The following is a 26,800-nucleotide window of genomic DNA, read 5'->3' on the forward strand; positions in this document are numbered from 1 at the left end:
GATAGGAATTGATAAATACTGCAAAGGCTTACTCACATGAACAAATTTAAAAAGCGTATTCTTTCTTTGTTTTGTATTACAACTTTTGGCATAAGTGGCTTGCTGGTAAATAAATTTTTTGTTTCTCCAACTTTTGCTCAAGTTTCAATTGTTACGACAGTTAATGGCAATCCTATCACAAATTACGATATTCAAAGACGCATTGCTTTTCTAAAATTGCAGCAAAAGCAAGGTAACCTGTCTAAGCAAGCTAAAAGTGAGCTTATCAATGAAATTCTTAAAAAGATCGAAGTGAAGCGCCGTAATATTGAGGTTAGCGAAAATGAAGTTGAGAGCGCTTTTGAGAATTTTGCAACGCAAAATCATATGACTATTGATCAACTCAATCAGATTTTAATTCAAAATGATATAACAGTACAACACTTTAAAGATTACATTCGTGGACAAATAGGGTGGGGGCGTCTTGTTAATGCACGTTATCAAAGTGAAATGGGTATACTTACTGAACAAGAAGCTGTGCACAGAATATTAAAGAACGGTGGTGTAAAACCTTCAACAAACGAATATACGTTACAGCAGGTTATTTTTGTTATTCCCGCACATCGTCGCTCAGAAATTTTTGAAAGACGTAAAAGAGAAGCTAATAATTTCCGCGCACATTTTCAAGGATGTGCAAATACTAAAAAACAAGCAAAAGGCCTTTTAGATGTTACTGTTCGTGACTTAGGAAAGTTTTTGGAACCTCAGCTTCCTACGGAATGGGAACAAGAGCTCCGCGCAACACCTGCTGGAAAAATGACCAATCTACATGAAACGACACACGGCATTGAAGCATTTGCTGTTTGTAAAATCAAAAGAGTTTCTAATGATCACATTGCTCGACTCATATTTTCTATCCAAGATAATAAGCAAAGAGGTCTGCAAAAACTTGAGGATTTAAGCGAAAAATACTTAAAAGAATTACAACGGGAAGCACATATTCAAAATTCATAATGACTGTACTTGTTGTTAGCAGTGGTGATCCTGCAGGAATTGGGCCTGAAATAGCTATAAAAGCGTGGAGTTTGCGTACTACACGCCAAGTTTTTCCTTTTGTTCTTTTAGCTGATCCAGATGTTATTCGCTCACGTGCCAGTTTTTTAAGAATTCATGTCGAAATAGATCTCGTCTTAACAGATAATCTTGTAAAAAATTTTCAAACAGCCCTTCCCATAATACCATTAAAAAACCGGCAAAATGATCTATTAGGAGTTTCTTCACCAGACAACTCCGCTGGAATAATAGAAGCAATTAAACGTGGCGTTCAATTAACTCAAAGTGGTCATGCATGTGCACTCATCACTTGTCCTATTGCAAAAAAAAGTCTTTATGATGCTGGGTTTGAATTTCCAGGTCATACAGAATTTTTAGCTCATTTAGCCCACAAAACTTTCAATAAATTCTATCATCCAGTCATGATGTTATCTGGACCTCAATTAAAAACAGTGCCAGTTACTGTTCATATTCCATTCAGTGAAGTTCCTTCGTGCCTTACAACTCAATTAATCATCCAAACTGCACTCATTATTGAAAATGATTTAAGAGTGCGATTTAAAATAACTTCACCCCGACTAGCTGTCGCTGGCCTTAATCCTCATGCAGGAGAAGGAGGTACAATAGGAAAAGAAGATATTGAAATCATCATCCCTGCTATTGAATATCTTAAAAAGAAAGGGCTAGATGTTACAGGCCCGCTACCTGCCGATACAATGTTTCATGAACGCGCAAGAAAAGCATATGATGTTGCTCTTTGCATGTACCATGATCAAGCTCTTATCCCTGTTAAGACACTAGACTTTAATACCACTGTCAATATCACTTTAGGACTTCCTTTCATTCGAACATCTCCAGATCATGGAACTGCTTTTGATATTGCTAAACAAGGGATAGCTTCTCCCGAAAGTTTTATTGCTGCTCTTAAACTTGCAAATCAACTTGCAAAAAACAATTCTGCACCATGCCAATAGATAATTTACCACCTCTTCGTAAGGTAATTGATGTATATGGACTACGCGCTCATAAATCTTTGGGACAAAATTTTCTTTTTGATCTTAATTTGACATCAAAAATTGCTCATCAAGCAGGAGATATAAAAGGAAAACCTGTTATTGAAATTGGCTCAGGTCCGGGAGGTCTTACACGTGCATTGCTTGCAAAAGGTGCCATTGTAACAGCTATAGAGTGTGATGAGCGCTGTTTACCAGCTCTATTAGATATAAAAAAACACTACCCACAAAAATTGCAACTTATTTGTAATGATGCGCTGCAACAAGACTTTTCAAAGCTTTTTAATACATACCCAGAAAAACCGCGTATTATTGCAAATCTTCCCTATAATATTGGAACACAACTTTTATTAAATTGGCTTTTAGTTGAACCATGGCCCCCTTTTTATGAATCAATGACATTGATGTTTCAACGTGAAGTTGCCAAACGTATTGTTGCTACGCCTCAATCCCCCCATTATGGACGTCTTAGCGTATTAGCAGGCTGGCGTACCATTGCCAAAATTGCTTTCGATGTGCCTCCTAAAGCCTTCATACCAGCACCCAAAGTAACCTCTTCCATTGTTCATATCACCCCACGTGCACAACCCCTCGCCTGCTCTATGCAAAAATTAAGCTTTGTGACAAAAATTGCCTTTGGACAAAGACGAAAAATGCTTCGCCACAATCTTAAAAATATTGGAGGTGAAAAGCTTCTAGAAAAAGCTAAAATTGATGGGACGCGCCGAGCCGAAACATTATCAATTTCTGAATTTGTGACTTTAGCTAATTTATTGATTTAAAAATACAAAATTTTCGTTAATTGCTAAATTCTTCAGTAATAAAGATATTAATTAATTTTTTCAGTAGTAAGCTCGTCAATAAAAGATTTAAGAAAAAAACATCGCTCACGTTTCATTGTCTCTGCCAAATAAATTGATTTAATAAGAGACACAGAGAGATTTAAATCTTCGTTAATCATAACATAATCATAAGAACGCCAATGCTGCATTTCCGTTCGCGCATTCTCTAACCGCAAATCAATAATATCCTGACTATCTTCCGCTCGACGATATAAACGAGCAATGAGTTCTTTCATTGATGGTGGAAGAATAAAGACAGATACAGTATCCCCTGGCATCTTTTTTTGCAACTGCTCAGTACCTTGATAATCAATATCAAATAACATATCTTTTCCAGCACTCAACGCATTTTCAACGCTTTCACGTAAAGTTCCATAATAGTTTCCGTGAACTTCTGCCCACTCAATAAACTCATCTCCATTACGTTTACGTTCAAATTCTTTCTTTGAAATAAAATGATAATGAATACCATCAACTTCACTAGGACGCTTTTGCCGTGTTGTCATGCTTACGGAAAGCTCTAATTGCCCATCTTTTAAAAGTAATCGAGAAATGGTTGATTTACCAGCTCCTGAAGGTGAAGAAAGAATAAATAAAAAACCACGTCGTTGATTTATTTTTTTAATACCCGATTCACTTTTAAAGAATGCCATAACACCGCTCTAATTTTTAAAATTTTTTCTAAAACTTCAATAATAATTTTTTACATTTTAAAAAGTTTAACGTGCCTGCTTTAATGCACGCCATTTACGAACATTCGTATTATGTTCTTCTAAAGTTTTAGAAAAAACATGACCTCCTGTACCATCAGCGACAAAATAGAGTGCATCACTGCTCGGTGCGTGTGCAACTGCTTTTAAAGAATCTTTACCTGGATTCGCAATTGCTGTTGGTGGTAAACCATAAATTTTATAAGTATTATATGGTGTTTCCTTCTCAAGATCTGAACGATAAATCGCACGGCCTGAAGGCTTACCCTTTCCCCCAAAGAGACCATAAATTACCGTTGGATCAGATTGAAGACGCATATGTTTAGCAAGCCGGTTATAAAACACTGCGGCAACCTTTGATCTCTCTGCGGCAACTCCTGTTTCTTTTTCAACAATCGATGCCAATATAACAAATTCATCAATAGATTTTATTGGTAAATCAGGTGAACGAGTTGCCCATATTGCATTAACTAATTTCGTCTGTCCTTCACTTAATCTTTTTACTATTTCTTTGCGCGTCGTACCCCGAATAAAACGAACAGTGTCGGTCATCAAACTTCCTTCTGGAGGCAAAACTTCTGGAAGCTCCCCAACCAAAATTTCATTAGCAGCTAATCGATCAAAAACTTGTTGAACAGTTAAACCTTCTGGTACGGTAAACGCATGTTCAATAGATTTTCCTTTCACAATGATATCCATAATATCCTGCATAGAAGCATGTGCCGGAATTAAATATTCGCCTGCCTTAAGACGCATTGTTTTCTGATGATAACCAACTCCATAAACAAAAATATCAGATGATCTAATCAAACCATGTCTTTCAAGCAACGAAGCAATTTCACGAATCCCTGTCCCAGGATAGATAAGAATAACTTGTTCCTCCTCAGCTATTCCTTTCCCTTCAAAAATACTTTTTCCAATATAAAGGGGAATACCCATAGCAAAAATAACAACCACTATCAGCATCAGAAAAAAATGACCGAGAATGACTAACGGACTACGTACAATATATGATTTTCTGTCTTTTTTAGGTACTGACATATCATTATTATCGACTGTGTGATTCGAAGAGGAATCATCTACGTCCTTTAGTGTTTTTTTATTTTTCACATCGGACATAACCATTAACCTCAATTCTTAAGCACTACATATAACTTCTTGCTTTAATCCTACAACTTACGATTTTCCTCTTATGCTTCATTCTTTTAAGAAAAATCAGACACAGGAAAATAAATTAAAATGCTCATTATCCTCGAAAACGTCGTATCACCAAAGATGCATTTGTTCCGCCAAATCCAAAAGAGTTAGAGAGAACCGTATCAATTTTCCGTTCACGTGGTTTGTGCGGAACAAGGTCAATTTTTGTTTCAATCGACGGGTTGTCAAGATTAAGTGTTGCTGGAGCCACATTATCCCGTATAGCCAAAACACAAAAAATAGCCTCAACTGCACCAGCTGCACCAAGTAAATGACCAATAGACGACTTCGTTGATGACATAGATACTTGTGATACATAATTTCCCAAAACACTCTCAACAGCTGACAATTCTATGGTATCAGCCATAGTTGATGTACCGTGAGCATTGATATAATCAATATCACTCACATCTACTTGAGCACGCTTAAGAGCTGCCATCATACTGCGCTTGGCGCCATGACCATCTTCTGAAGGGGCTGTAATGTGATATGCATCACCAGATAGACCATAACCAATAATCTCAGCATAGATACGAGCCCCTCGTCTTTTCGCATGTTCAAGCTCTTCTAAGACAACAACCGCAGCTCCTTCCCCCATAACAAAGCCATCACGATCAGCGTCATAAGGACGAGATGCCCGCTCAGGATCATCATTGCGACTAGTAGAAAGAGCTCGACAAGCAGAAAAACCAGCAAGAGATATTCGATTTATCGGAGATTCAGTACCCCCTGCTGCCATTATATCAGCATCACCTAGCGCAATCAAACGTGCAGCATCACCTATTGCGTGTGCACCCGTCGAACAAGCCGTTACAACTGAATGATTAGGACCACGTAAACCATGTTTAATAGAAACGTAGCCAGAAGCGAGGTTAATTAAACGTCCTGGAATAAAAAAAGGAGAAACACGTCGCGGACCTTTATCACGAAGCGTGTAACCGGCTTCAACAATGCCTTCAATACCACCAATACCCGAACCAATTAATACACCTGTGCGAATCTGATCCTCATCATTCTTTGGATGCCATTCAGCATCTGCAAGCGCTTGCTCTGCAGCAGCCATTGCATAAACGATAAATGCATCAACTTTACGCTGCTCTTTAGGTTCCATATATAGGTCAGCATTATATGTGCCATTTGTCCCATCTCCCAAAGGGATGCGTGCAGCAATCTGACAAGGTAAATCAGACACATCAAATTCCATAATGCGCCGAACACCGCTTCTCCCTTCAAGAAGTCGCTTCCAACTATACTCGACATCACCAGCTAACGGAGACACCAATCCCAAACCAGTAACAACAACACGTCTCATATTTTCAACCTTGAATAGAGAATCCACTTTTCAAAGCTATATTTTTAAAATACGCTTCCAAAGAATATAGGCAAAAGCACTTTATGCCTCTGCCTTTTATAATCACGCAGAGGCTTTATCTATAAATTTTACCGCATCACCAACTGTGAAAATCGTTTCGGCAGCCTCATCGGGGATTTCCACACCAAATTCTTCTTCGAAAGCCATAACGAGCTCAACCGTATCAAGGCTATCTGCTCCTAGATCATCGATAAAGCTTGCATTTTCTACTACCTTATCTGCATCAACTCCAAGATGCTCCACGATAATCTTTTTAACGCGCTCTTCTGTATCACTCATATTGAAATCCTCGAATTTATATTATTTTCTATAATTTGTTAACTATATCGGACTATCTAATCAAGCAATAGATATATTACTTTTAAAATTTTAGCGATGACTTAAAACATTCTGTGGATATCCCCTACACACAATGAAGCAATCTTATATTTATTCCGACATAAATTGATCAACTACCATGTTAAAGAAATAGATGTGCTTTTCCATTTCACCCGTTATTACTAAAATAATACGCATTATAAATCAATGTAGAATAAAGCAAATACTTAAATCATCGCCATACCACCATTGATATGTATTGTTTGACCAGTCACATATGCTGCTTCATCACTAGCTAAATAAACAGCAGCAAAAGCAATATCCTGCCCCATTCCCATGCGTTTCATTGGAATCGCGGACATAATGTTTTCCTTTTGTTTTTCATTAAGTTTGTCGGTCATTGCAGATTTAATGAAACCTGGAGCAATACAATTGACTGTAATATTTCGTGATGCAATTTCTTGCGCTAAAGCCTTAGAAAATCCTATCAAACCAGCTTTTGTAGCACAATAATTTGCCTGCCCAGGATTTCCAACAACACCAACAACAGATGTTATATTAATAATTCGTCCATAACGACGTCGCATCATAAAATGCGTCAGTTCACGTGTAAGAGTAACAGCAGCTGTTAGATTAATTGCTAGTACATCATCCCAGTCTTGATCTTGCATACGCACAAAAAGACCATCTCGCGTGATTCCAGCATTGTTAACGAGGATATCTACGCCCCCCATTTCCCTTTCTGCTAATTCAGCTAACTGCTTAATGGCTTTGCGCTCAGAAAGATTAGCAGGAAAAACAAAAATATTTTGCCCAAGATCTGCAGCTACTTCCTGAAGTTTATCTTCGCGCGTTCCGTGGAGTCCCACAATTGCTCCTTGTGCATGAAAGCAACGTGCAATTGCTTCACCAATTCCTCCTGATGCTCCTGTCACAAGAATTTTACGACCTGTTAAATTAAACATTACTTAGACTCCTAAAAATTAAACTCCGAGGATACGCAACGCTTCATCTATTTCCTCAGCTGTACCAATAGTTAATCCTTTTATATCTCTGTTAATACGACGTGCCAAACCTGTTAATACTTTTCCAGAACCAACCTCAAAAATTGTATCAATCCCATTGGCACCAATCCACTCTATTATTTCGCGCCACCGTACTCTGCCAGTTACTTGCTCTACAAGAAGCATAATAATACGCTCCGGATCACTTTCTGGTGCAGCAGAAACATTTGCTACCAAAGGAACAACAGGAGCCATCTTATTAACAGACAAAAGTGCATTCTTCATGACATCAGCAGCAGGTTGCATTAAAGCTGAGTGAAAAGGCGCAGAAACCGGAAGGAAAAGCGCACGTTTAGCACCTTTTTCCGATGCAATCTCTATTGCTGCTTCAACTGCTTTTGTCTCACCTGAAATAACAATTTGCCCACCACCATTATCATTAGCAATCTGGCATAACCCTTTTCCTAAAACAGTTTTGCAAACTTCTTCAACATCTTTCTCACTCAAACCAATAAGTGCGGCCATAACTCCTTCACCAATATAAACAGCAGACTGCATAGCATTTCCACGAAGCCGCAAAAGTCTTGCTGTATCAGCAAGACTAAATGTACCAGCAGCGCAAAGAGCTGAATATTCGCCTAAAGAATGACCTGCAACAAATTTTATCTTTGATTCTATATTGAGTCCCAAATTTTCCATTACGCGAATAACTGCCATGGATACAGCCATCAATGCTGGTTGCGCATTCACTGTTAATTTTAAAACATCTTCTGGTCCTTTAAAAATGGTATCTGATAATTTCTCGCCTAAAGCATCATCCACTTCCTCAAAAACCATACGCGCTGCAACAAATTGCTCTGCAAGCGTTTTTCCCATACCGACAAGTTGACTTCCCTGTCCTGGGAAAGTAAATGCTGCCACCATCAATCATCTCCTAAAACTGTGCAATTAAATTATTTGCTTTTGACCTTATTCATATGCACAAATCAAGACAAAGTAATTTATTTAAAATGAATATTTATCTTAAAATTATATTTCAGTGGCGGAATCTTATATAAAAATTTAGGAAAATTCGGTGCTACAAACCGAATAATCCCCCAACTTATAAAAATTCCTAAAATTGCACCGGCTAAAACATCAAAGGGATAATGCACACCAACGAAAATACGCCCCCAACAGATCAAACATAAAAATATCATTGCAAATTTAAAAGCAACTTTATACCGATAAAAATAAAGGCCTGCTGTATAGGATGCAATAGTCAAGGCATGGTTACTTGGAAAAGAAGCAGTTGCTCGATGCTTAATTAGCGGAGATGTAAGATCAACAACAAAAGGACGTGGATGAAAATAAATAAGAGAAATGAGGTAACCCATAAAAAGAGCAGTACAAATACTTACACAAATACTTAATACAAGTTGTCTCTCTATATTTTCACAGCAAAACCACAACATAAAGAGATGTATGGGAACAATATAAATCAAAAACTTTGCGCAAAAAATACCCAAAAAGACTAAAATTGGCCATGATTGATGGTCGCCCGCTAATATTTTGAAAAGTGCAACATCAATCTGGGTTAAGAAATCCATTTTTATTTCCTTCAATTTTACAGATTTTCATCATCATTCTCTGCGTACAAAAAGTATAAGACATATAAATAAAAATATAAGATTTAATAAATTATATTTTTTATAAGTGTAAACTTGCTATTTTTAAAGATACGCTGTAAAAGTTAAATGTTCGTTACCAGTTTTTGGCTGGGGGTTGAACGGAGGGCTGAAAATGATCAGTAGGAAATATAATATTTCCGACCTCCCGTGTCTCCGCTCTCGGATGTCTCAAATTGCAAGCGCGTCCTTTCTTCTTTGGATTTTCCAAAAAGACAAGTCGCAGAGGCTTTGCGCCATGATTGGTAAAATTTAATTGAAGAAAGGCAAAACAATGACTCTTTATGAACATATGTTTCTTGCCCGACAAGATATTACACCGCAGCAAGTTGATGAACTTTTTAGTGTTTACAAAGGTGTCATTGAAGCGTACGGTGGAAAGGTTGGGCGTGTAGAAAATTGGGGTCTTCGTCCCCTTGCTTATCGTATTCGTAAAAATCGTAAAGCGTATTATGTGCTAATTAATATTGATGCACCTGCAGAAGCGATTGCTGAAGTTGAACGGCAAATGCGCATCAATGAGGATATTTTGCGTTACATGACTGTTCGTGTAGAAAAACACGAAAAAGAGAAATCTGCTATGCTCTCGCGACTTGATCGTAATAATCATACTGATCAAGATGAGGAACAGCCTCGTTATTCACGTCATCAACGTGAAAGTGTTGAAGAAGGAGTAGAGTAATGACCAGTATTAATCAAACTGCAGGGCGCCATCCTTTTCGTCGTCGTCGTAAAATATGTCCCTTTTCTGGTGCAAATGCTCCAAAGATTGATTATAAAGACGTTAAATTGTTACAGCGCTATATTTCAGAACGTGGGAAGATTGTTCCTTCACGGATTACAGCTATCAGTCAGAAAAAACAGCGCGAATTAGCTAACGCTATTAAACGTGCTCGCTTCCTTGGTTTGCTTCCATATGTTATAAAATAAATTGTCTAGTGTATTGTGCAGCTAAATTATTTTTGTCTGCTTTCTTTGTTTGGCAATATATCAATTGGTTGCATAATGCTTTATAGCGTATGAGTACTTAAAAGTTGGGGTATTTTGTAGCGCCTCTAACTGCAAAAAGCAGGACAGCGTAAATGAAAAATTTTCATATTTATAAGATAACAATTGGTATTTTAACTGGATTGTTTTCTGCCATTATTGGAATGGCAATTATTAGCGTTGCAAATATTGCACCTTATTTTTCTTTCATTTTGGGTTGTTTTTTGTCGCTCCCAATCTTTATTGCTGCATTCAGTTGGGGAACGCTAGCTAGCATTATTGCTTTAATAAGTGCCACTGTTGTTCTTGTCATAACCACTAATGTTTATATTGCTTTTGGCTTTATGCTGTTATTTTTTCTTCCTGCCGTCTATGCTTCTTGGCTCCTTGGACTTGCGCGACCAGCAGAAAGAGAAAATTCACTGGTGTGGTATCCATTATCATCGGTTATTTTTCATCTAACAAACTTTATTGCTCTTATATCGAGCCTTATTGGACTCTATGTTCAAACTCGTCCATCCACACCTATTATTGCAAAAAAAATCATTGCAAACATAGTACAAGCTCTACAACAATCACAGTCTGTAAAGGAAGCTGATATACTTGCTTTTAGTGAGCTTTTGATGACACGTACGGCAACCTTTACCGCTATTGCTTTAACCATTTATAGTCTAATTTTTCTCATCGGTAATCTTTATTTTTCAATTATAACAGCACAACATATGAAATGGTTTAAAAGACCCCACGATGATTGGGGACGTACTTTCCGCCTCCCAATTTCTGGACTTGTTATTTTCATTGTTGTTTGCATAACATCAATGATTGAGCTGAATTTTACTCTTAATTTGAGCACACGCGTCTTTACCACGGCATATACTATTGTCATATCAATCAGTGGCTTAGCGTATCTTCATAATATTACAAAAGGGATAAATGGTCGAATTATTATACTCTCTCTTGTATATATTGCTATTTTAACCGTTGTGCTAGCTCCACCTATTTCTTTTATGATGCTTTTGATGGGTATTTGGGCAATTATTCAGTACAATTTTCAATTATCTGACAAGCTTCACTAAATTTATTTATTTGAAAGGAAAAACTATGGATATTATTTTACTTGAGCGCATTCCCCGTCTCGGTCAGATGGGTGAGACTGTCTCAGTTAAAGATGGTTATGCACGCAACTTTCTCTTGCCTCAAGGAAAAGCTTTACGTGCCAATGAAGCTAATAAAAAACATTTTGAAGTACAGCGCGCACAGCTTGAAGCCCGTAATCTTGAACTTAAAAGCGAAGCACAAAAAATTGCTGAAAAACTTGATGGTAAATCATTTATTGTCGTCCGTTCAGCTGGTGAAACAGGGCAGCTTTACGGATCTGTATCAACACGTGATATTTCTGAAATTATAACAGCTGAAGGTTTTTCTATTGGACGCAATCAGGTTGAGCTTAACCACCCAATAAAAACTATCGGTCTCCATATTATCACTATTAGCCTACACCCTGAAATTCAAGTTTCCGTTACAATTAATATTGCACGTTCTACCAGTGAAGCGCAACGGCAAGAGGAAGGTGAAATTCTTACCTCTGCTGAAGCAATACATGATATTCAAGAACATCCCTTGACAAAAAATCAAGAAAAATTACTTTTGGAAGAGGTTAATGATAACAATATAAACGGTGCTACTGAAGAGGCTTAACTGGTATTCTTCTTGCCTGTTTTTGTCGTTGAATATGTAATAAATATGTTAACATCATTCCCCCCAATACTCAGCTCACAAAGCTGAGTATTTTGTTATTTACACAATCAAAAAAAACAAATTTTGCAAAGAAACTAGTAGCCTTTAGCATACTGCATAAAAGTAGAAAACATCAAAAGACTATAAACAAAAATAAAATAATAAAAAATGCTTTAATACATTATTTCATCAAAATAAAAAAAATTACTTGGAATTTTTTAAAAAAGAAAAGTTTTATATAAATGATAAATTTTGATATCCCTACATCAGCTTAAATAATTTATTATAAAAAAATAACCCTAGTTAAAACCAATATTAAAATTTTAAGAAACGTGGCACCTAAATATGATGATACATCCTAAAAAAAACTAAAAGCACAACTTTAAAATTAATCTGATAATTTTACTGAAATTTTTAAATTATAACAGATAAAATATAATGGAATATGTTACATATAGATAAGGGATACATTATAAGTAAACAATGAAAAATAAGATTTGTAAAAATTGAAATTATGATTTTCATTTAAAATGAAAATGTTTAATTCTTTCCTTTTAATATACTCAGTGGAAAAAATCGTTATGGAAGAAACAAGCGTTATCAATTTTAGTTCTTCACAAAAAGAAGATTCCCCTTCTTTTCGACAACTTCCACACAATATTGAAGCTGAACAAGCATTGCTTGGTGCAATTCTCATTAACAATGATGCACTCGACCTCGTCTCGGATTTTCTAAAAGCAGAACATTTTTTTGAATCTTTTCATCAAAAAATCTATGGAGTTTTATCGCAGCTTATCGAAAAAGGAAAGCTTGCAAATCCTGTCACTATAAAGCCTTTTATTCCCGCCGAAGAAAAAATTGGAGATATCACTGTATTTAATTATGTCGTTCGTTTAGCCAAAGAAGCGGTGACAATCATTAATGCTGAAGATTATGGACGAGTTATCTATGATCTTTTTATCCGAAGATCCTTAATTAATCTTGGCAATGAAGTAGTCAATACAGCTTTTGACGCTCCTATAGAACTCACAACAACTCAACAAATTGAAACAATTGAACGTCATTTGTTTGCATTGGCAGAAAAAGGAAAATATGGTGGTGGATTTGAAAATTTTGACGAAGCTGTCAAAAAAGCTATTGACATGGCAAGCGCTGCAAAAAAACGTTCTTCACGATTATCAGGGATAGCTACCCACATTAAAACACTTGATGAACAAATGGGAGGATTACAACCATCGGACTTAATTATCTTAGCTGGGCGTCCTGGTATGGGAAAAACCTCACTTGCTACTAATATTGCTTTTAATATTGCTAATGCTTATAATCATAATACTAAGATGGAGGACTCTTCGCAAAAAAATGAAGGTGGCGTGGTTGGATTTTTTTCACTTGAGATGTCATCAGAACAGCTTGCAACACGTATTATCTCTGAACAGATAGAGCTTTCTTCTTCTGATATCCGGCGTGGTAATATTTCAGAAGAACAGTTTTCAAAAATAATCCGTGCAATGAATCGCTTGCAAAAAGCACCGCTTTACATTGATCAAACCGGTGGTATATCAATCGCGCAATTAGCAGCGCGCGCACGGCGTCTAAAACGGCAACATGGTTTGGATGTCTTGATTATTGACTATATACAATTAATGACCAGCAACTCAAAACGTTCATCGGAAAACCGTGTTCAAGAAATTACAGAAATTACTACAGGTCTTAAGGCACTTGCCAAAGAATTGAACATTCCCATTATTGCCCTCTCACAACTTTCACGACAAGTTGAAAATAGAACAGATAAACGCCCACAACTTTCAGATTTACGAGAATCTGGTTCAATTGAACAAGATGCAGACGTTGTTCTTTTTGTATACCGTGAAGCATATTATTTTAAAAATGAAGAACCAAAAACAGGATTTACGGAACATGAGAAAGCAAAACATGAAGCATGGCAAGATAAAATGGATGAACTTTTAGGACAAGCTGAAGTTATCATTGCAAAGCAACGTCATGGACCAACTGGATTAGTTAGGCTTGCTTTTCAGCCTGATTTTACACGTTTCAGTGATTTGGCAGATAGTAAATATCTTCCAGAACAAATTGGTTAAACCATTATGGCACGGATACGTTTTCAATTTATTTGCCAAAATTGTGGAACAATTTATTCGCGGTGGGCTGGAAAATGTAATTCTTGTGGAAAATGGAACTCTCTGGTCGAAGAAGGAACAAATAATGGTATAGGCAGTGGCCCCATACAAAATGCTCGTAAAGGGCATGTAATTGCTTTAACAACTCTTTCTGAAAACGTTGAAGATGTCCCACGCATCTATTCTGGCATTACTGAGCTTGATCGTGTTACAGGAGGAGGGTTTGTTCGTGGATCAGCACTTCTCGTTGGTGGTGATCCAGGTATTGGCAAATCAACATTGCTAACACAAACAGCAGCTGCTTTATCACGAAAAGGGCATCACGTCATTTATGTTTCAGGTGAAGAAGCTATTGCACAAATTTGCTTACGTGCACAAAGACTTGAGGCTGCAAATACAAAGGTTAAACTCGCAGCTGAAACAAATGTTGAAGATATTCTTGCGACCTTAAACGAGCATAAAAAACTTGATATGGTTATTATCGATTCAATTCAAACTTTATGGTCAGATGCAGCAGATTCAGCACCTGGAACTGTCACACAAGTGCGCATCAGTGCTCAAGCGTTGATACGTTTTGCTAAAAAGACAGGAGCGACTGTTGTTCTTGTCGGTCATGTTACAAAAGATGGACAAATTGCTGGTCCAAGAGTTGTTGAACACATGGTTGATGGCGTTTTCTATTTTGAAGGTGAAGGTGCACACCATTATCGAATCCTTAGAGCTGTAAAAAACCGCTTCGGACCAACTGATGAAATTGGCGTTTTTGAAATGTCTGATAAAGGACTACGAGAAGTTACTAATCCATCTGAACTCTTTTTAGGTGAACGAAATGAAAAAGCATCAGGCGCCGCTGTTTTTGCAGGAATGGAAGGAACACGCCCGATATTAGTAGAAATTCAAGCACTTGTTTCTCCCTCATCACTTGGAACACCACGACGTGCTGTTGTTGGATGGGACGGAAATCGCCTTTCAATGATTTTAGCTGTCTTAGAAGCACATTGCGGCATTCGCTTTGGACAACATGATGTCTATCTTAATGTTGCAGGTGGATATCGCATATCAGAACCAGCAGCCGATTTGGCCGTTGCAGCAGCTTTAGTCTCTTCTCTTGCAAACATTCCTCTCCCAACTGACTATGTATATTTTGGTGAAATAGGTCTTTCAGGAGCTATCCGCGCTGTTGCTCATTTAGGACAGCGCATTTATGAAGCTCAAAAGCTTGGTTTTCAGGGATCTGTTCAACCCATCACAACAACTAAAATAATAAAATCGCAAACCTTTCAACAAAAAACATTCTCCAACCTTACTGAACTAGTTGCTACTATTGCTACAGGAAAAAAACAACCTATGCTACACGCATAATAATACCGAAAAAATTCTACAAAGTACAAAAGATCCTTGCTATAAGAATAAAGAATAGCATAACTAAAAATGTACTTATATGCTGTTTTAACAGAACACAATTTTAGGTATAAGGAATAAACAAATGATTATAACAGTCCTTGATGGAATTGTCGTAGCAATCATCCTGTTATCCGCTTTTCTCGCTATGCTCCGAGGATTTTCACGCGAAGTATTATCGTTGATCTCTTGGGCGATTACAGCTGTTGCAACACTATTTTTATTCAAACCCGTATTGCCCCTCTTTGAGCAATATCTTTCTAACAAAATGATTGCATTGATCGTCACATTAGTTACGCTTTTCGTTATTATTTTGATTATTACTTCTATCATTACAATGAAAATTTCCGATTTTATTATTGACAGTCGAATCGGTATACTTGACCGTACTATCGGTTTTATTTTTGGAGCACTCCGTGGCTTATTAATCATGGTTATTGGCATGTTACTCCTTAATGCACTTATCAAACCTGAACAACAATCCGATTGGTTAAAAAATGCAAAAACAAAACCCATATTAGATTCATTGGGAACCAAAATTTTGGATATCCTGCCCAAAAATCTCGACTATGCTTTCGAAAAAGCAGAGCAATTTTTTAAAAGAGATGGTGTGAACACAAATGATAAGCACTCTCTTAAAAATGTGCCTAAACAAAATGAAGAATAGTTTATCATTGGAAGGAAATTTAAATAATATGCAACATATGATATTAATCATCTATCACATCATGACAGAAAGAATATAATGACAAAAATCGACATTCCCTTTCAGGAGTTTTCATTAGATGACGATATTCTTCATGAAGAATGTGGGGTTTTTGGTATTCTTGGGCATGAAGATGCTGCAACATTGACAGCTCTTGGACTTCATGCGCTTCAACACCGTGGTCAAGAAGCAGCTGGGATTGTTTCCTACTATAACAAAATGTTTCACCAAGAAAAGCATCTAGGTCTTGTCGGTGATCACTATACAAACCCCTCAACACTTGCCCGTTTACCGGGAGATCGCGCTATCGGACATACCCGTTATTCAACAACTGGGGAAGTAGCATTACGCAATGTGCAGCCTCTTTTTGCTGAATTAAAAGCTGGAGGTATTGCTATTGCTCATAATGGTAATCTTACCAATGGGCTTACATTACGTCACGAACTCATTGCTTCTGGTGCCATCTGCCAATCAACATCAGATTCTGAAGTTTTTCTCCACCTTATTGCTCGTTCACGTTACGAATCCTCATCTGATCGCTTTGTTGATGCTATTCGACAAGTAGAAGGTGGATATGCCATGCTAGCGCTAACACGCACCAAGCTCATTGCCGCACGTGACCCGACAGGAATTCGACCGCTCGTAATGGGTGAACTCGATGGTAAACCAATTTTTTGCTCCGAAACTTGTGCACTTGATATTATTGGAGCTAAATATGTTCGCGACGTTAAAAATGGGGAAATTATCATATGCGAAATACAAAAAAATGGGGAAATCACTAAAAAAATTATAAAATCAGAAATAGAAAGACCAGAAAAACTTTGCATTTTTGAATATGTTTATTTTTCTCGTCCTGATTCAATCGTCGGAGGACGTAGTGTTTACACGGTACGTAAAAACATGGGTATCCGTTTAGCACAAGAAGCACCTTGTGATGGTGATGTTGTGGTTCCCGTTCCTGATGGTGGGACACCTGCAGCAATTGGTTATGCACAAGAAATTGGAATTCCCTTTGAACTTGGTATTATTCGTAATCATTATGTTGGTCGCACTTTTATCGAACCAACCCAACAAATTCGCGCCTTTGGAGTTAAATTAAAGCATTCTGCAAATCGCCCAATCATCGAAGGAAAACGCGTTATTCTGATCGATGACTCTATTGTACGTGGAACAACGTCCATTAAAATTGTACAAATGCTCCGAGAAGCAGGAGCAAAAGAAGTTCATATGCGTATTTCAAGCCCTATGATTCTCTATCCTGATTTTTATGGTATTGATACACCTAAAATTGAAAACCTTTTGGCTAACCAATATCCAGACTTAAAATCTATGTGCGATTTTGTTGGAGCCGATTCATTAAAATTTCTTTCAACAGATGGTTTATATTTTGCTGTAACAGGACAAAAACGAAATGATGCTGACCCACAATTCACTGATCATTATTTTACTGGAGACTACCCTACAAATTTGGTCGATCAAGAAAGTATCCATATAATTCCTCAATCATCTGTCCTTAAAACGAGAGACTAATGATGACAAAATTTAACTTTAATCTCCATGGGCGTGTTGCTCTCGTTACAGGTGCTTCAAGAGGAATTGGTTATTATTTAGCATTAGAGCTCGCTGCTCGTGGCGCTCACATTATTGCTATTGCACGCACAATCAGTGGATTAACTGAACTTGAAAACCAAATTCAAAAAAAAGGGGCTTCTGCAACACTTGTTCCGCTTGACTTACATTCCACGGAAAATATTAATGCTCTCAGTATTTCTACTGCTAAGCAGTGGAAAAAACTCGATATTATGGTTGCAAATGCAGGAATCCTTGGAGCACTTTTACCAATAATCCATGTCGAAAACACAATCTTTGAAAAAGTTTTTCAAATAAATCTCATGAGCCAGTGGCATTTAATAAAAGCTTTTGATCCCTTATTGCGGAAATCTGATGCTGGACGCGCTATTCTGCTATCTTCAAGCGTTGCTCACCTTCCACGCGCTTCGTGGGGACCCTATGCAGCTTCTAAAGCTGCTTTGGAAATTATTGCTCGCTGCTGGGCAGAAGAAGTAAAAAAAACTCATATCAAAGTTAATTGCGTTAACCCCGGCGCAACACGCACTGCCATGCGCGCACAAGCGATGCCTCATGAAGATCCCAAAACTCTGCCTTCTCCGCAAGAGGTTGCTGCAAAAATAGTACACTTATCATCACCTAATTTAAAAGAAACAGGAAAACTCTTTGATGTTCATAAAAATAGGTTTATGAATTATCGTGTACCCGATTAATCACAGCCATAAAAACCACTACTCTGAATAAAAATCTTTTGGTATCTCTTCCCTACTTTGTAAATAAAAAAATATAAAGTTCTATATTTTTTTGGTAGGTTTAATACTGGTATTTTTTTCTTCCAAAGTAGCTCGTTTATTATAAGCGACAAAACTACAAGGTAAAAATATCATATAGCTAACAGCTGTAACCAATAGGGTGTGCCATGTGTAAGTTGCGAAAAAACCTACATAAATAACAATGGCCAACATGCATGGTATAACGATATCACGCCTCAAATTTTGATCAATTGATTTCGCATTCCATACCGGTAAGCGACTGACAAAAAGAAAAGCAATAACCACAGTATAAAGGCTAAAAAATAACGCCCAACCCCAACTTGAAGTCAAACCAAGAGCCCCCAAATAAACAGGCAATAAAAGCAATAATGCTCCTGCTGGCGCAGGAACACCAACAAAGTAATTACTCTTCCATTTTGGAATATCAGTATTATCCAACATCACATTAAAGCGAGCTAACCTTAAACAACAAGCAACACAATAAACAAGCGCTGCGATCCAACCAACTTGGTGAACCTGAACTAAAATAAAGGAATAAACAATAAATGCAGGCGCAACACCAAAGTTAATAACATCAGCAAGAGAATCCATCTGTGCCCCAAAGGATGAACTACCATCCATTAAACGCGCGATGCGGCCATCAGCACCATCTAAGATTGCCGCCAAAAATACCATTAAAATAGCAGCCTCATAACGATGCTCAAAAGCCAAACGAATACTACTCATTCCTGCACAAATCGCCAAAATAGTAATAATATTGGGGATAACATACCGCATCGACGTGGGTGAACGCCTCCGATTTGCAGTATCACCATGCTGTCCCTCAGGATCATCATCATGCTGTCCCTCAGGATTAAATGAAGAAAAGAGCGAAAAAATTCTCATTATCCATCCTAATCGAATCTGAAATCAGTTGTCGCATCCTGATCATCAAAAGAGCCTAAAACTGTTTCTCCAGCGATTGCTGTCTGACCAACCGTAACATGCAATTTAACCTCAATCGGTATATAAACATCAAGGCGAGAACCAAAACGAATGAGCCCAAAACGTTGCCCTGTAATAACCGAATCATTTTCCTGCGACCAACAAACAATCCGTCGAGCAATCATTCCTGCTATCTGCACCACACCAATTTTACCATGTTCGCTATCAATTACCATCCCATTACGCTCATTATATTGACTGGCCTTATCAAGCTCCACATTGACAAACCTACCTGGACGGTAAACAATCGACTCTACCGTACCATTTATAGGAATACGATTGATGTGGCATGAAAAAATATCCATAAACACGGAAACACGAATCATTTCTGTGTTACCCAGTTCCAACTCTTCAGGTGGAATACACGGTCCAACGAATGAGATACGTCCATCAGCAGGAGACATAATCCAATTTGAATTTAAAGGTATCACACGATTTGGGTCACGAAAAAAATATATACACCATATTGTTAAAACAAGACCACACCAAAACAATGGACTCCATACCCAACCAAGAATGAGAGAAATAGCAAAAAATACTAAAATAAAAGGATAACCCTCTTTATGAATTGGCACAAAACCATGATGGATAGACTGTAGAATACTCATATAATTTCCTATTTAAAATATAACATAACAAGTGCTAAATTTTTTTCTTCCTTGTGTATTGAACCAATCATTCCATATAAAGATAGTCCATTTCAAACTGCCTATTTCTTATGACTAACAAAACCCAACTCATCTTCTTCTCGCATTTTACGTAATTTTTCTTCAACCTGTGATGCTTCAAGCTGCTTATTCCACATTGAAGCGTACAAACCCTTCTTACTTAAAAGTTCTACATGTGTTCCGTTTTCAATAATACGGCCATTTTTGAGAACTAAAATTTCATCAGCATTAATAACAGTAGAAAGACGATGAGCAATAATTATTGTTGTACGTCCACGGCTTATTATATCCAATGCCTGTTGAATCTCTTGTTCTGTCGCTGTATCAAGAGCTGCAGTTGCTTCATCTAAAATAAGAAGTGGAGGAGCTTTTAACAATGTCCGCGCAATGGCTACACGTTGTTTTTCTCCACCCGATAGTTTAAGTCCACGCTCACCAACCATAGACTGAAAACCTTCTGGAAGCGTATCAATAAACTTCGATATCTGTGCCATTTCAGCAGCTTTGCGCATTTCTTCATCTGTAGCATTTGGGCGCCCATAACGAATATTATATGCAATCGTACCATTAAATAAAACTGTATCTTGTGGCACCATACCAATAGCTTCACGCAAACTTTTCTGAGTCACATCACGAATATCTTGCCCATCAATTGTGATAGAACCTTCATCAACGTCATAAAACCGAAAGAGTAATCGAGAAATAGTCGATTTTCCAGCACCTGATGGGCCAACAATTGCAATCGTTTTACCTCCAGGAACTTCAAAATTAATATCTTGAAGAACTTGGCGTGCCTTATCGTAGGAAAACTTTACTTTATTAAACCGAATGGTACCAGAACCCATAACTAATGATTTAGCATCTGGTTTATCAACAATTTCTGGCTCAACATCTAAAAGATCAAACATAGCTTCAATATCAGTTAATCCTTGCCGAATTTCACGATAAATTGAACCAATAAAATTTAATGGCATAGAAAGTTGCATCAAAAGTGCATTAATAAAAACAAAATCTCCTAAAGTTTGCTTCTCATGAAAAACTTCATAAGCTGACATTAACATCAGGACAGCCATTCCAATACCAAAAATAAGAGCCTGACCAAAATTGAGCCAGCTCAGCGATGTCCAGATCTTCGTCGCGGCTTTTTCATAATCTGCCATAGAAGAATCAAATCTCTGTGCTTCCAGAGTTTCATTGCCAAAATATTTGACCGTTTCAAAATTTAAAAGAGAATCAACTGCATGCGTACTGGCTTCAGTATCTGCTGTATTCATTTTTTGCCTAATACCAATGCGCCAATCACTAGCCTTGATCGTAAACCAAGTATATAAACCAACCGTTACTACAATTATAAAAAAATAACGCCACCCATAATTTATATAAAATACAAATGCCGTCAATATAAATTCTAAAACTGTTGGTACTGTATTGAGGATTGAAAATCTAACGATAGCTTCAATTCCCTTTGTACCACGTTCAATCACTCGAGAGAGTCCACCGGTTCGTCTTTCCAAGTGGAATCTTAAAGATAATCCATGAATATGCACAAAAGTCTTATAGGCTAAATTCCGAATAGCATATTGACCAACAGTTGCAAAAAGAGAATCGCGCAATTGGTTTAACCCAGCCTGAACAATGCGTGCAATATTATACGCTAAAACGAGCATGATGGGTACAACCAAACTAGTTGATGCCCACATAGGAAGCATAAAATTTATATCAAGTGCATCCGTAGCATGTTTAAAGAAATATGGTACAGATATGAGAATCAGCTTAGCTAAGACAAGATAAAACACCGCCCATATAACACGCATTTTCAGATCACGCCGATCCGATGGCCACATATAAGTCCATAAATTATAAAGTGTGCGTAAAGTTTGACCTCTATCTGACGATACAGTCTTTGTCATTTTATTCCGTTTCATAAAGCTCTTACTTTTCTATTATACATTCAACAGTACTACGACACTCATCCTGTAGTCATTTACAGGTCATATCATCTCTTTGTATTATACGCATTTTGTAAATTATGCGTATTAACGCTGAAAGTTAGACCGTTTTCAAAAAAGGAACAAGAAATAATCTGCCATAAGATCTATTATTTTGGTTTGTATTCTCGTACCATTTTACTGTAATGAACTCTCAATCATTACGTGCTTTTTTCAATTTTACTTGAAACTATTTCCTTCGTTTACTAGTATATTTAAAACTTTTATTTGATTTTACCATTCTGTACTAAAATAGTGGAATTCTTAGCTCTCTTTAATAATGAGATAATCATCCTTGGGTTCTAAACAAACAAGCGTAGTTTCATTTTTTAATATGCAAATCAAATCAGATCATTTGCACCCTCCAAGAACTTAATCTCATTTACTTACAATATGTCATCTTAAATAAGCTTAACATCACCCTCTCCAATGAGATGACAAAAAGTGCATCATATTTTAAAAAATTTAAAAGATATACTCAAAGCTCACTCAATAGATAAGGTAAAATAATTGAATGCTGCGCTGCCAATACTCTAACCTATAAAAAACTCCTTCACTGACCACTCATCACAAAATTACTTACTAAATTAACAATTATCACTTTGATTAAGGCCGCCACGACCTGTAATTTTAAAAAGTAATTGAAAAATAAAAAAACTTTCAACGGAATTAAATAGAACACATCCGTAATAATACGAAAATTTTTATCAACCTTTCTCCCTTGTTATAAAAAAAACCGTCATAATACAAAAATTAAGATTGTTTTATTTCCCATAAAGTTACACGCTCACCAGTTTGTGGATCCTTTCCATCCTTCAATAAAATCCCCTCGGCTGCAAGCTCATCACGAATTGCATCTGCTGCTACCCACTCTTTATTATGGATAAGCAGCAACCTTTCAGCAATGCGTTGATCAATAAACTTCGCATCAAGAGAAATTTTTCTTATAAATAATGGACATTCTGCTTCTTTAACCCACTCTCGACGCAATAACCCCAATAAATTCATTCCATTTGCAAGAGCTACAGCATTGCCTACTTTATAGAACCTTCGCAAAAGAGTCAGTGCATTTGGAGTGTTAAGATCATCACTTAATGTGTTTACCAAAAAATTATCAATAACTTCATTTTTTTCCAAACAGTCTCTTTCACAGCGAAGCAATTCATACCAACGATATAATTCACTACCAGATTGCATTAAACGCTGAGCTGTCCAATTTAACGGTTCACGATAATGCGTTTGCAACATTGAAAAACGTGCAGACAAACCAATCCAATTTTGTTTCATTGCATTTGTTAAATCTCCACTAAGCTCAAAAAAATTATTCTCTAAAATAGAACGAATAGTGATGAAATTGCCAAGGCTTTTAGACATCTTCTTACCTTCAACCTGCAAAAAACCATTATGCATCCAAAAATTAGCCATTCGCTCAGTTCCAAAAGCTGAACAACTTTGTGCAATCTCATTTTCATGATGAGGAAAAATTAAATCAATACCACCGCCATGGATATCAAAAATATTTGCTGTTGGATCATCACAAGACAAACCACCACCATAGGGGGCTAATAGCTTTGCCATCGACATTGCAGAACATTCAATATGCCAACCCGGACGACCTAAAACAGGAATTCCTGCCGGAGATTTCCAACCCGGTTCCCCCTCTTCAGAAGGCTTCCATAAAACAAAATCCATTTCCTCTCTTTTATAAGAAGCAACACTGATACGCGCACCTGCTCTCATTTCATCTAATGAACGTTTTGCAAATGTACCATAGTAAGGATGTTTTTTTATGCTGCTCACAGAAAATAATATGTGATTTTCTGCTTTATAAGCGTGTCCCTTTTCAAGCAATTTTTCAATAAAAGAGCGCATCTCTTCTAAATAATCAGTTGCACGCGGCTGGCTCGTTGGCAATAAACAACCAAGAGCCATTGTATCTTGTTGAAATTGAGAATACGTACGCTCAGTCAATTGGCGAATAGCATCATTCAGTGTAAGCTCTGGATATTCGCAAGCTGCCCGTGCATTAATTTTATCATCTACATCTGTAATATTACGGACATATATGACATGATCATCACCATAAACATGACGCAATAAGCGAAACAAAACATCAAAAACAATTACGGGGCGTGCATTACCTATGTGAGCATAATCGTAAATCGTTGGACCACAAACATAAAGACGTACCTTAGTAGCATCTATAGGTATAAAATTTTCTTTTTTGCGTGTAAGTGTATTATAAAATCGCAACTCTTTCATAAATTATAGACTCCATTAGCGATATTACTCGCCACTCTGTTAAGCAAATTTTATCCAAAATCATCGCATTAGGCGGATTTAAGTAAAAATTTTGATCTTTTATGTAAAATTTTCATAACCAACTTTATTTTAACTACGCTGTATCCGTCATAAAAAACAATCCCATTTTATTTGATTGGGCAAGAACATTCTTATTGGTAAAGATTGCGCTTCTTTTCTTGATAACAAAATTATCGAGGAAGAAATCTCAATAAGTAAACACAATATAGATTTATATGGAAAACAAATTCATGTAAAAAATTTTAAACTACGTAAAACTTCATCAAAATTTTAAATATCTTTCTATGATTATTTCTTTAACATCTATCATGCCCTAAATTTCATAACATATCTGCTGTTAGTAGTAGGTTTGCACAAACCATTTTAACATATGCTCAACAGCAAAGTTATTTTATCTGCAATTGTAATTGCATAAAAATTTATTAAAAAGGGGCAATTAAATAATGCGTAAGAGATTGATTAAAATTACTATTTTGATGTTTTTTTTAACTTCAATACCAATTTTTGCGCAACAATATCCACCATATGATGCAAAATTACTACGACTAGCAGAAATTTTAGGATCCCTGCACTTTCTACAAAACCTTTGCAGTACTCCAACCCATCAGTGGTATAACCACATGACTACATTAGTTGAAGCAGAAGAACCAACGGTAAAAAGACGCGCTTATTTTTACGAAGCATTTAATGAAGCTTATCGTGCTTTTTCCGAGAATTATCATCATTGTACACAGTCAGCAATTGAAGCACACCAAAAATACATTAAAGAAGGAAGAACATTATCCGAAAATCTTCTCATGCATCCTAACAATTAGTTTTTATAAAACTACTATGCTCTCAAAGTAATCCCAAAATGAATAAGTTAATCAGCTCAATTTAATATCAATATGATTGTTTCAAGTGCTAAAGAATAAATCTTTAAGATACTTTTATTATACACAATCAGACCGCCCTAAACATCCTTTTGCATCCACAAAATTATTCCAGAAAACTCACAAATTTTAACTTGATCACGCCAAAGATTCTATAAATTTAACAGGCTCACCTTGTGAAGGTGTAACAATTTCACCTTCCCACATAACCTGCATACCACGGATAATAGTCCCTACAGGCCAACCCTTAACCTTTTTTCCATCATAAGGCGTCCAACCAGCGCGCGAACCAATCAATGCATTCGTAATAGTTTCTTCTCGCTTAAGATCAACAATGGTAAAATCAGCATCATATCCAACAGCAATGCGCCCTTTACGACTTATTCCAAAAATGCGACTAGGGCCATGTGAAGTAAGGTCAACAAAACGTTCAAGAGATATTTTTCCTGTATTTACATGTGTCAACATAATTGCAGCTGTTGTCTGTACCCCTGTCATCCCTGAAGGAGAAGAAGGATAAGGCTTACTCTTTTCTTCAAGTGTATGAGGAGCGTGATCAGAACCTAAAACATCAACAATACCCTGTTGCACGCCATACCAAAGAGCTTCGCGGTGACGACTTGCACGAATAGGTGGATTCATTTGAATCAATGTACCAAATTGTTGATAATCCTCAGCAGCTAAAGTCAAATGATGCTGAGTAACTTCAATTGTTGCTATATCTTTATGATTTTTCAGAAAATCAATTTCTTCTGCTGTAGAAAGATGTAATACATGGATGCGCGCCCTTGTTTCATGTGCAATTTTAACCAAACGTTGTGTAGATTTTAATGCTGCAACCTCATCACGCCAAATAGGATGCGATGACGCATCACCTTCTACGCACAACATTTTTCGTTCATTAAGTCTTGTTTCATCTTCAGAATGAAAAGCTGCACGACGATGTATGTTCTTCAAAATAAGGCGCACACTTTCATCATCATCCACTAAAAGATCTCCTGTAGAAGATCCCATGAATATTTTTATTCCAGCAGCACCAGGAAGTCTTTCTAATTCAGCTAATTCGTATATATTTTCACGCGTTCCTCCAACCCAAAATGCAAAATCACAATGCATCCGATGAAATCCACGCTTCACCTTATCATTCAATGCCTCTTCCGATGTCGTCAATGGATTAGTGTTAGGCATTTCAAATACTGCAGTTACTCCCCCTAAAACCGCAGAATATGAGCCACTTTCTAAATCTTCCTTATGTTCATTGCCTGGTTCGCGAAAATGAACTTGACTATCGATTATACCAGGTAAAATATGAAGCCCTATACAATCAATCACTTTACCAGCAGATGCACATGCAAGATCACCAATTTTAGCAATACGACCGTTCATGATACCAATATCACGCTTCCCACTTCCGTCATGATTCACAAGTGTTGCGCCTTTTAAAATTGTATCAAATGTTTTAAACATAACCAAACTCCTTACATATCGCCTCTTTATCGA

Annotated in this window: 25 protein-coding genes; 13 read left to right on the top strand and 12 right to left on the bottom strand. The window is 36.9% G+C overall.

Annotated features, from left to right (window positions below; genetic code table 11):
- Nucleotides 1-36 precede the first annotated feature (36 nt).
- From V4B18_RS06490 to rsmA, 3 genes are read left to right on the top strand one after another with little or no spacing between them, the layout of a single operon-like run.
- A complete protein-coding gene (locus tag V4B18_RS06490) occupies nucleotides 37-993 on the top strand; it encodes a SurA N-terminal domain-containing protein (protein WP_455475625.1) in 957 nt (318 codons plus the stop codon).
- Complete coding sequence (gene pdxA / locus V4B18_RS06495; protein WP_455475626.1) at nucleotides 993-2,006, top strand: 4-hydroxythreonine-4-phosphate dehydrogenase PdxA; 1,014 nt, start codon at nucleotides 993-995, stop codon at nucleotides 2,004-2,006. Before V4B18_RS06490 ends, pdxA begins: the two co-directional genes overlap by 1 nt.
- Nucleotides 1,997-2,827: a 16S rRNA (adenine(1518)-N(6)/adenine(1519)-N(6))-dimethyltransferase RsmA gene (gene rsmA / locus V4B18_RS06500; RefSeq protein ID WP_455475627.1), complete on the top strand. Its 831-nt coding sequence runs from the start codon at nucleotides 1,997-1,999 to the stop codon at nucleotides 2,825-2,827. Before pdxA ends, rsmA begins: the two co-directional genes overlap by 10 nt.
- Before the next feature lie 47 nt (nucleotides 2,828-2,874).
- Here the strand turns inward: rsmA and gmk are convergent, their stop codons facing one another.
- From gmk to V4B18_RS06535, 7 genes are all read right to left on the bottom strand, one after another.
- The gene (gmk, locus tag V4B18_RS06505) at nucleotides 2,875-3,540 is read right to left on the bottom strand and encodes a guanylate kinase (protein ID WP_455475628.1); all 666 of its coding nucleotides are present in this window, start codon (nucleotides 3,538-3,540) and stop codon (nucleotides 2,875-2,877) included.
- Nucleotides 3,541-3,606: 66 nt separating this feature from the next.
- Complete coding sequence (gene mltG / locus V4B18_RS06510) at nucleotides 3,607-4,716, bottom strand: endolytic transglycosylase MltG (protein ID WP_455475629.1); 1,110 nt, start codon at nucleotides 4,714-4,716, stop codon at nucleotides 3,607-3,609.
- A gap of 127 nt (nucleotides 4,717-4,843) precedes the next feature.
- Nucleotides 4,844-6,106 carry a beta-ketoacyl-ACP synthase II gene (gene fabF, locus V4B18_RS06515; protein WP_455475630.1) on the bottom strand — a complete coding sequence of 421 codons (1,263 nt, stop codon included), beginning with the start codon at nucleotides 6,104-6,106 and terminating at the stop codon, nucleotides 4,844-4,846.
- 102 nt (nucleotides 6,107-6,208) lie between these two features.
- The gene (locus tag V4B18_RS06520) at nucleotides 6,209-6,445 is read right to left on the bottom strand and encodes an acyl carrier protein (RefSeq protein WP_317993046.1); all 237 of its coding nucleotides are present in this window, start codon (nucleotides 6,443-6,445) and stop codon (nucleotides 6,209-6,211) included.
- 266 nt (nucleotides 6,446-6,711) lie between these two features.
- The gene (fabG, locus tag V4B18_RS06525; RefSeq protein WP_455475631.1) at nucleotides 6,712-7,449 is read right to left on the bottom strand and encodes a 3-oxoacyl-[acyl-carrier-protein] reductase; all 738 of its coding nucleotides are present in this window, start codon (nucleotides 7,447-7,449) and stop codon (nucleotides 6,712-6,714) included.
- 18 nt (nucleotides 7,450-7,467) lie between these two features.
- Nucleotides 7,468-8,412, bottom strand: a complete 945-nt coding sequence (fabD, locus tag V4B18_RS06530) for an ACP S-malonyltransferase (protein WP_455475632.1) — start codon at nucleotides 8,410-8,412, stop codon at nucleotides 7,468-7,470.
- Between the two features lie 77 nt (nucleotides 8,413-8,489).
- Nucleotides 8,490-9,077 carry an undecaprenyl-diphosphatase gene (locus V4B18_RS06535; RefSeq protein WP_455475633.1) on the bottom strand — a complete coding sequence of 196 codons (588 nt, stop codon included), beginning with the start codon at nucleotides 9,075-9,077 and terminating at the stop codon, nucleotides 8,490-8,492.
- A 352-nt stretch (nucleotides 9,078-9,429) separates the two neighbouring features.
- On the opposite strand from V4B18_RS06535, the gene rpsF reads away from it, so the two are divergent.
- From rpsF to V4B18_RS06580, 9 genes are all read left to right on the top strand, one after another.
- A complete protein-coding gene (gene rpsF, locus V4B18_RS06540) occupies nucleotides 9,430-9,837 on the top strand; it encodes a 30S ribosomal protein S6 (RefSeq protein ID WP_455475634.1) in 408 nt (135 codons plus the stop codon).
- Nucleotides 9,837-10,085 carry a 30S ribosomal protein S18 gene (gene rpsR, locus V4B18_RS06545; RefSeq protein ID WP_455475635.1) on the top strand — a complete coding sequence of 83 codons (249 nt, stop codon included), beginning with the start codon at nucleotides 9,837-9,839 and terminating at the stop codon, nucleotides 10,083-10,085. The genes rpsF and rpsR overlap by 1 nt, the downstream gene beginning before the upstream one ends.
- A 152-nt stretch (nucleotides 10,086-10,237) precedes the next feature.
- Nucleotides 10,238-11,218: a hypothetical protein gene (locus V4B18_RS06550; RefSeq protein ID WP_455475636.1), complete on the top strand. Its 981-nt coding sequence runs from the start codon at nucleotides 10,238-10,240 to the stop codon at nucleotides 11,216-11,218.
- Between the two features lie 25 nt (nucleotides 11,219-11,243).
- Nucleotides 11,244-11,840, top strand: a complete 597-nt coding sequence (gene rplI, locus V4B18_RS06555) for a 50S ribosomal protein L9 (protein WP_455475637.1) — start codon at nucleotides 11,244-11,246, stop codon at nucleotides 11,838-11,840.
- Nucleotides 11,841-12,460: 620 nt separating this feature from the next.
- Nucleotides 12,461-13,978, top strand: coding sequence for a replicative DNA helicase (locus tag V4B18_RS06560; RefSeq protein WP_455475638.1), 1,518 nt, complete (start codon nucleotides 12,461-12,463; stop codon nucleotides 13,976-13,978).
- Nucleotides 13,979-13,984: 6 nt separating this feature from the next.
- Nucleotides 13,985-15,379, top strand: coding sequence for a DNA repair protein RadA (gene radA, locus V4B18_RS06565; RefSeq protein WP_455475639.1), 1,395 nt, complete (start codon nucleotides 13,985-13,987; stop codon nucleotides 15,377-15,379).
- Nucleotides 15,380-15,503: 124 nt separating this feature from the next.
- Nucleotides 15,504-16,085 (top strand): CvpA family protein, encoded by a 582-nt coding sequence (locus V4B18_RS06570; RefSeq protein ID WP_455475640.1) that lies wholly within the window; start codon nucleotides 15,504-15,506, stop codon nucleotides 16,083-16,085.
- Nucleotides 16,086-16,163: 78 nt separating this feature from the next.
- Nucleotides 16,164-17,654, top strand: a complete 1,491-nt coding sequence (gene purF, locus V4B18_RS06575; protein WP_455475641.1) for an amidophosphoribosyltransferase — start codon at nucleotides 16,164-16,166, stop codon at nucleotides 17,652-17,654.
- Nucleotides 17,655-17,656: 2 nt separating this feature from the next.
- Nucleotides 17,657-18,406, top strand: coding sequence for an SDR family NAD(P)-dependent oxidoreductase (locus V4B18_RS06580; RefSeq protein ID WP_455476554.1), 750 nt, complete (start codon nucleotides 17,657-17,659; stop codon nucleotides 18,404-18,406).
- Nucleotides 18,407-18,487: 81 nt separating this feature from the next.
- Here the strand turns inward: V4B18_RS06580 and pssA are convergent, their stop codons facing one another.
- The 4 genes from pssA to cysS form a co-directional block, all read right to left on the bottom strand.
- Nucleotides 18,488-19,351: a CDP-diacylglycerol--serine O-phosphatidyltransferase gene (gene pssA, locus V4B18_RS06585; protein WP_455475642.1), complete on the bottom strand. Its 864-nt coding sequence runs from the start codon at nucleotides 19,349-19,351 to the stop codon at nucleotides 18,488-18,490.
- Between the two features lie 8 nt (nucleotides 19,352-19,359).
- Nucleotides 19,360-20,058, bottom strand: coding sequence for a phosphatidylserine decarboxylase (locus V4B18_RS06590; RefSeq protein WP_455475643.1), 699 nt, complete (start codon nucleotides 20,056-20,058; stop codon nucleotides 19,360-19,362).
- A 101-nt stretch (nucleotides 20,059-20,159) separates the two neighbouring features.
- A complete protein-coding gene (locus V4B18_RS06595) occupies nucleotides 20,160-22,043 on the bottom strand; it encodes an ABCB family ABC transporter ATP-binding protein/permease (RefSeq protein ID WP_455475644.1) in 1,884 nt (627 codons plus the stop codon).
- An 816-nt stretch (nucleotides 22,044-22,859) separates the two neighbouring features.
- Nucleotides 22,860-24,368, bottom strand: a complete 1,509-nt coding sequence (gene cysS, locus V4B18_RS06600) for a cysteine--tRNA ligase (RefSeq protein WP_455475645.1) — start codon at nucleotides 24,366-24,368, stop codon at nucleotides 22,860-22,862.
- Nucleotides 24,369-24,871: 503 nt separating this feature from the next.
- On the opposite strand from cysS, the gene V4B18_RS06605 reads away from it, so the two are divergent.
- Nucleotides 24,872-25,243 carry a TIGR02301 family protein gene (locus tag V4B18_RS06605; RefSeq protein ID WP_455475646.1) on the top strand — a complete coding sequence of 124 codons (372 nt, stop codon included), beginning with the start codon at nucleotides 24,872-24,874 and terminating at the stop codon, nucleotides 25,241-25,243.
- A gap of 195 nt (nucleotides 25,244-25,438) precedes the next feature.
- On the opposite strand, the gene V4B18_RS06610 is transcribed toward V4B18_RS06605, so the two are convergent.
- Nucleotides 25,439-26,767, bottom strand: a complete 1,329-nt coding sequence (locus V4B18_RS06610; RefSeq protein WP_455475647.1) for a dihydroorotase — start codon at nucleotides 26,765-26,767, stop codon at nucleotides 25,439-25,441.
- Nucleotides 26,768-26,800: the final 33 nt, after the last annotated feature.

Source organism: Bartonella sp. B17, from assembly GCF_053795755.1.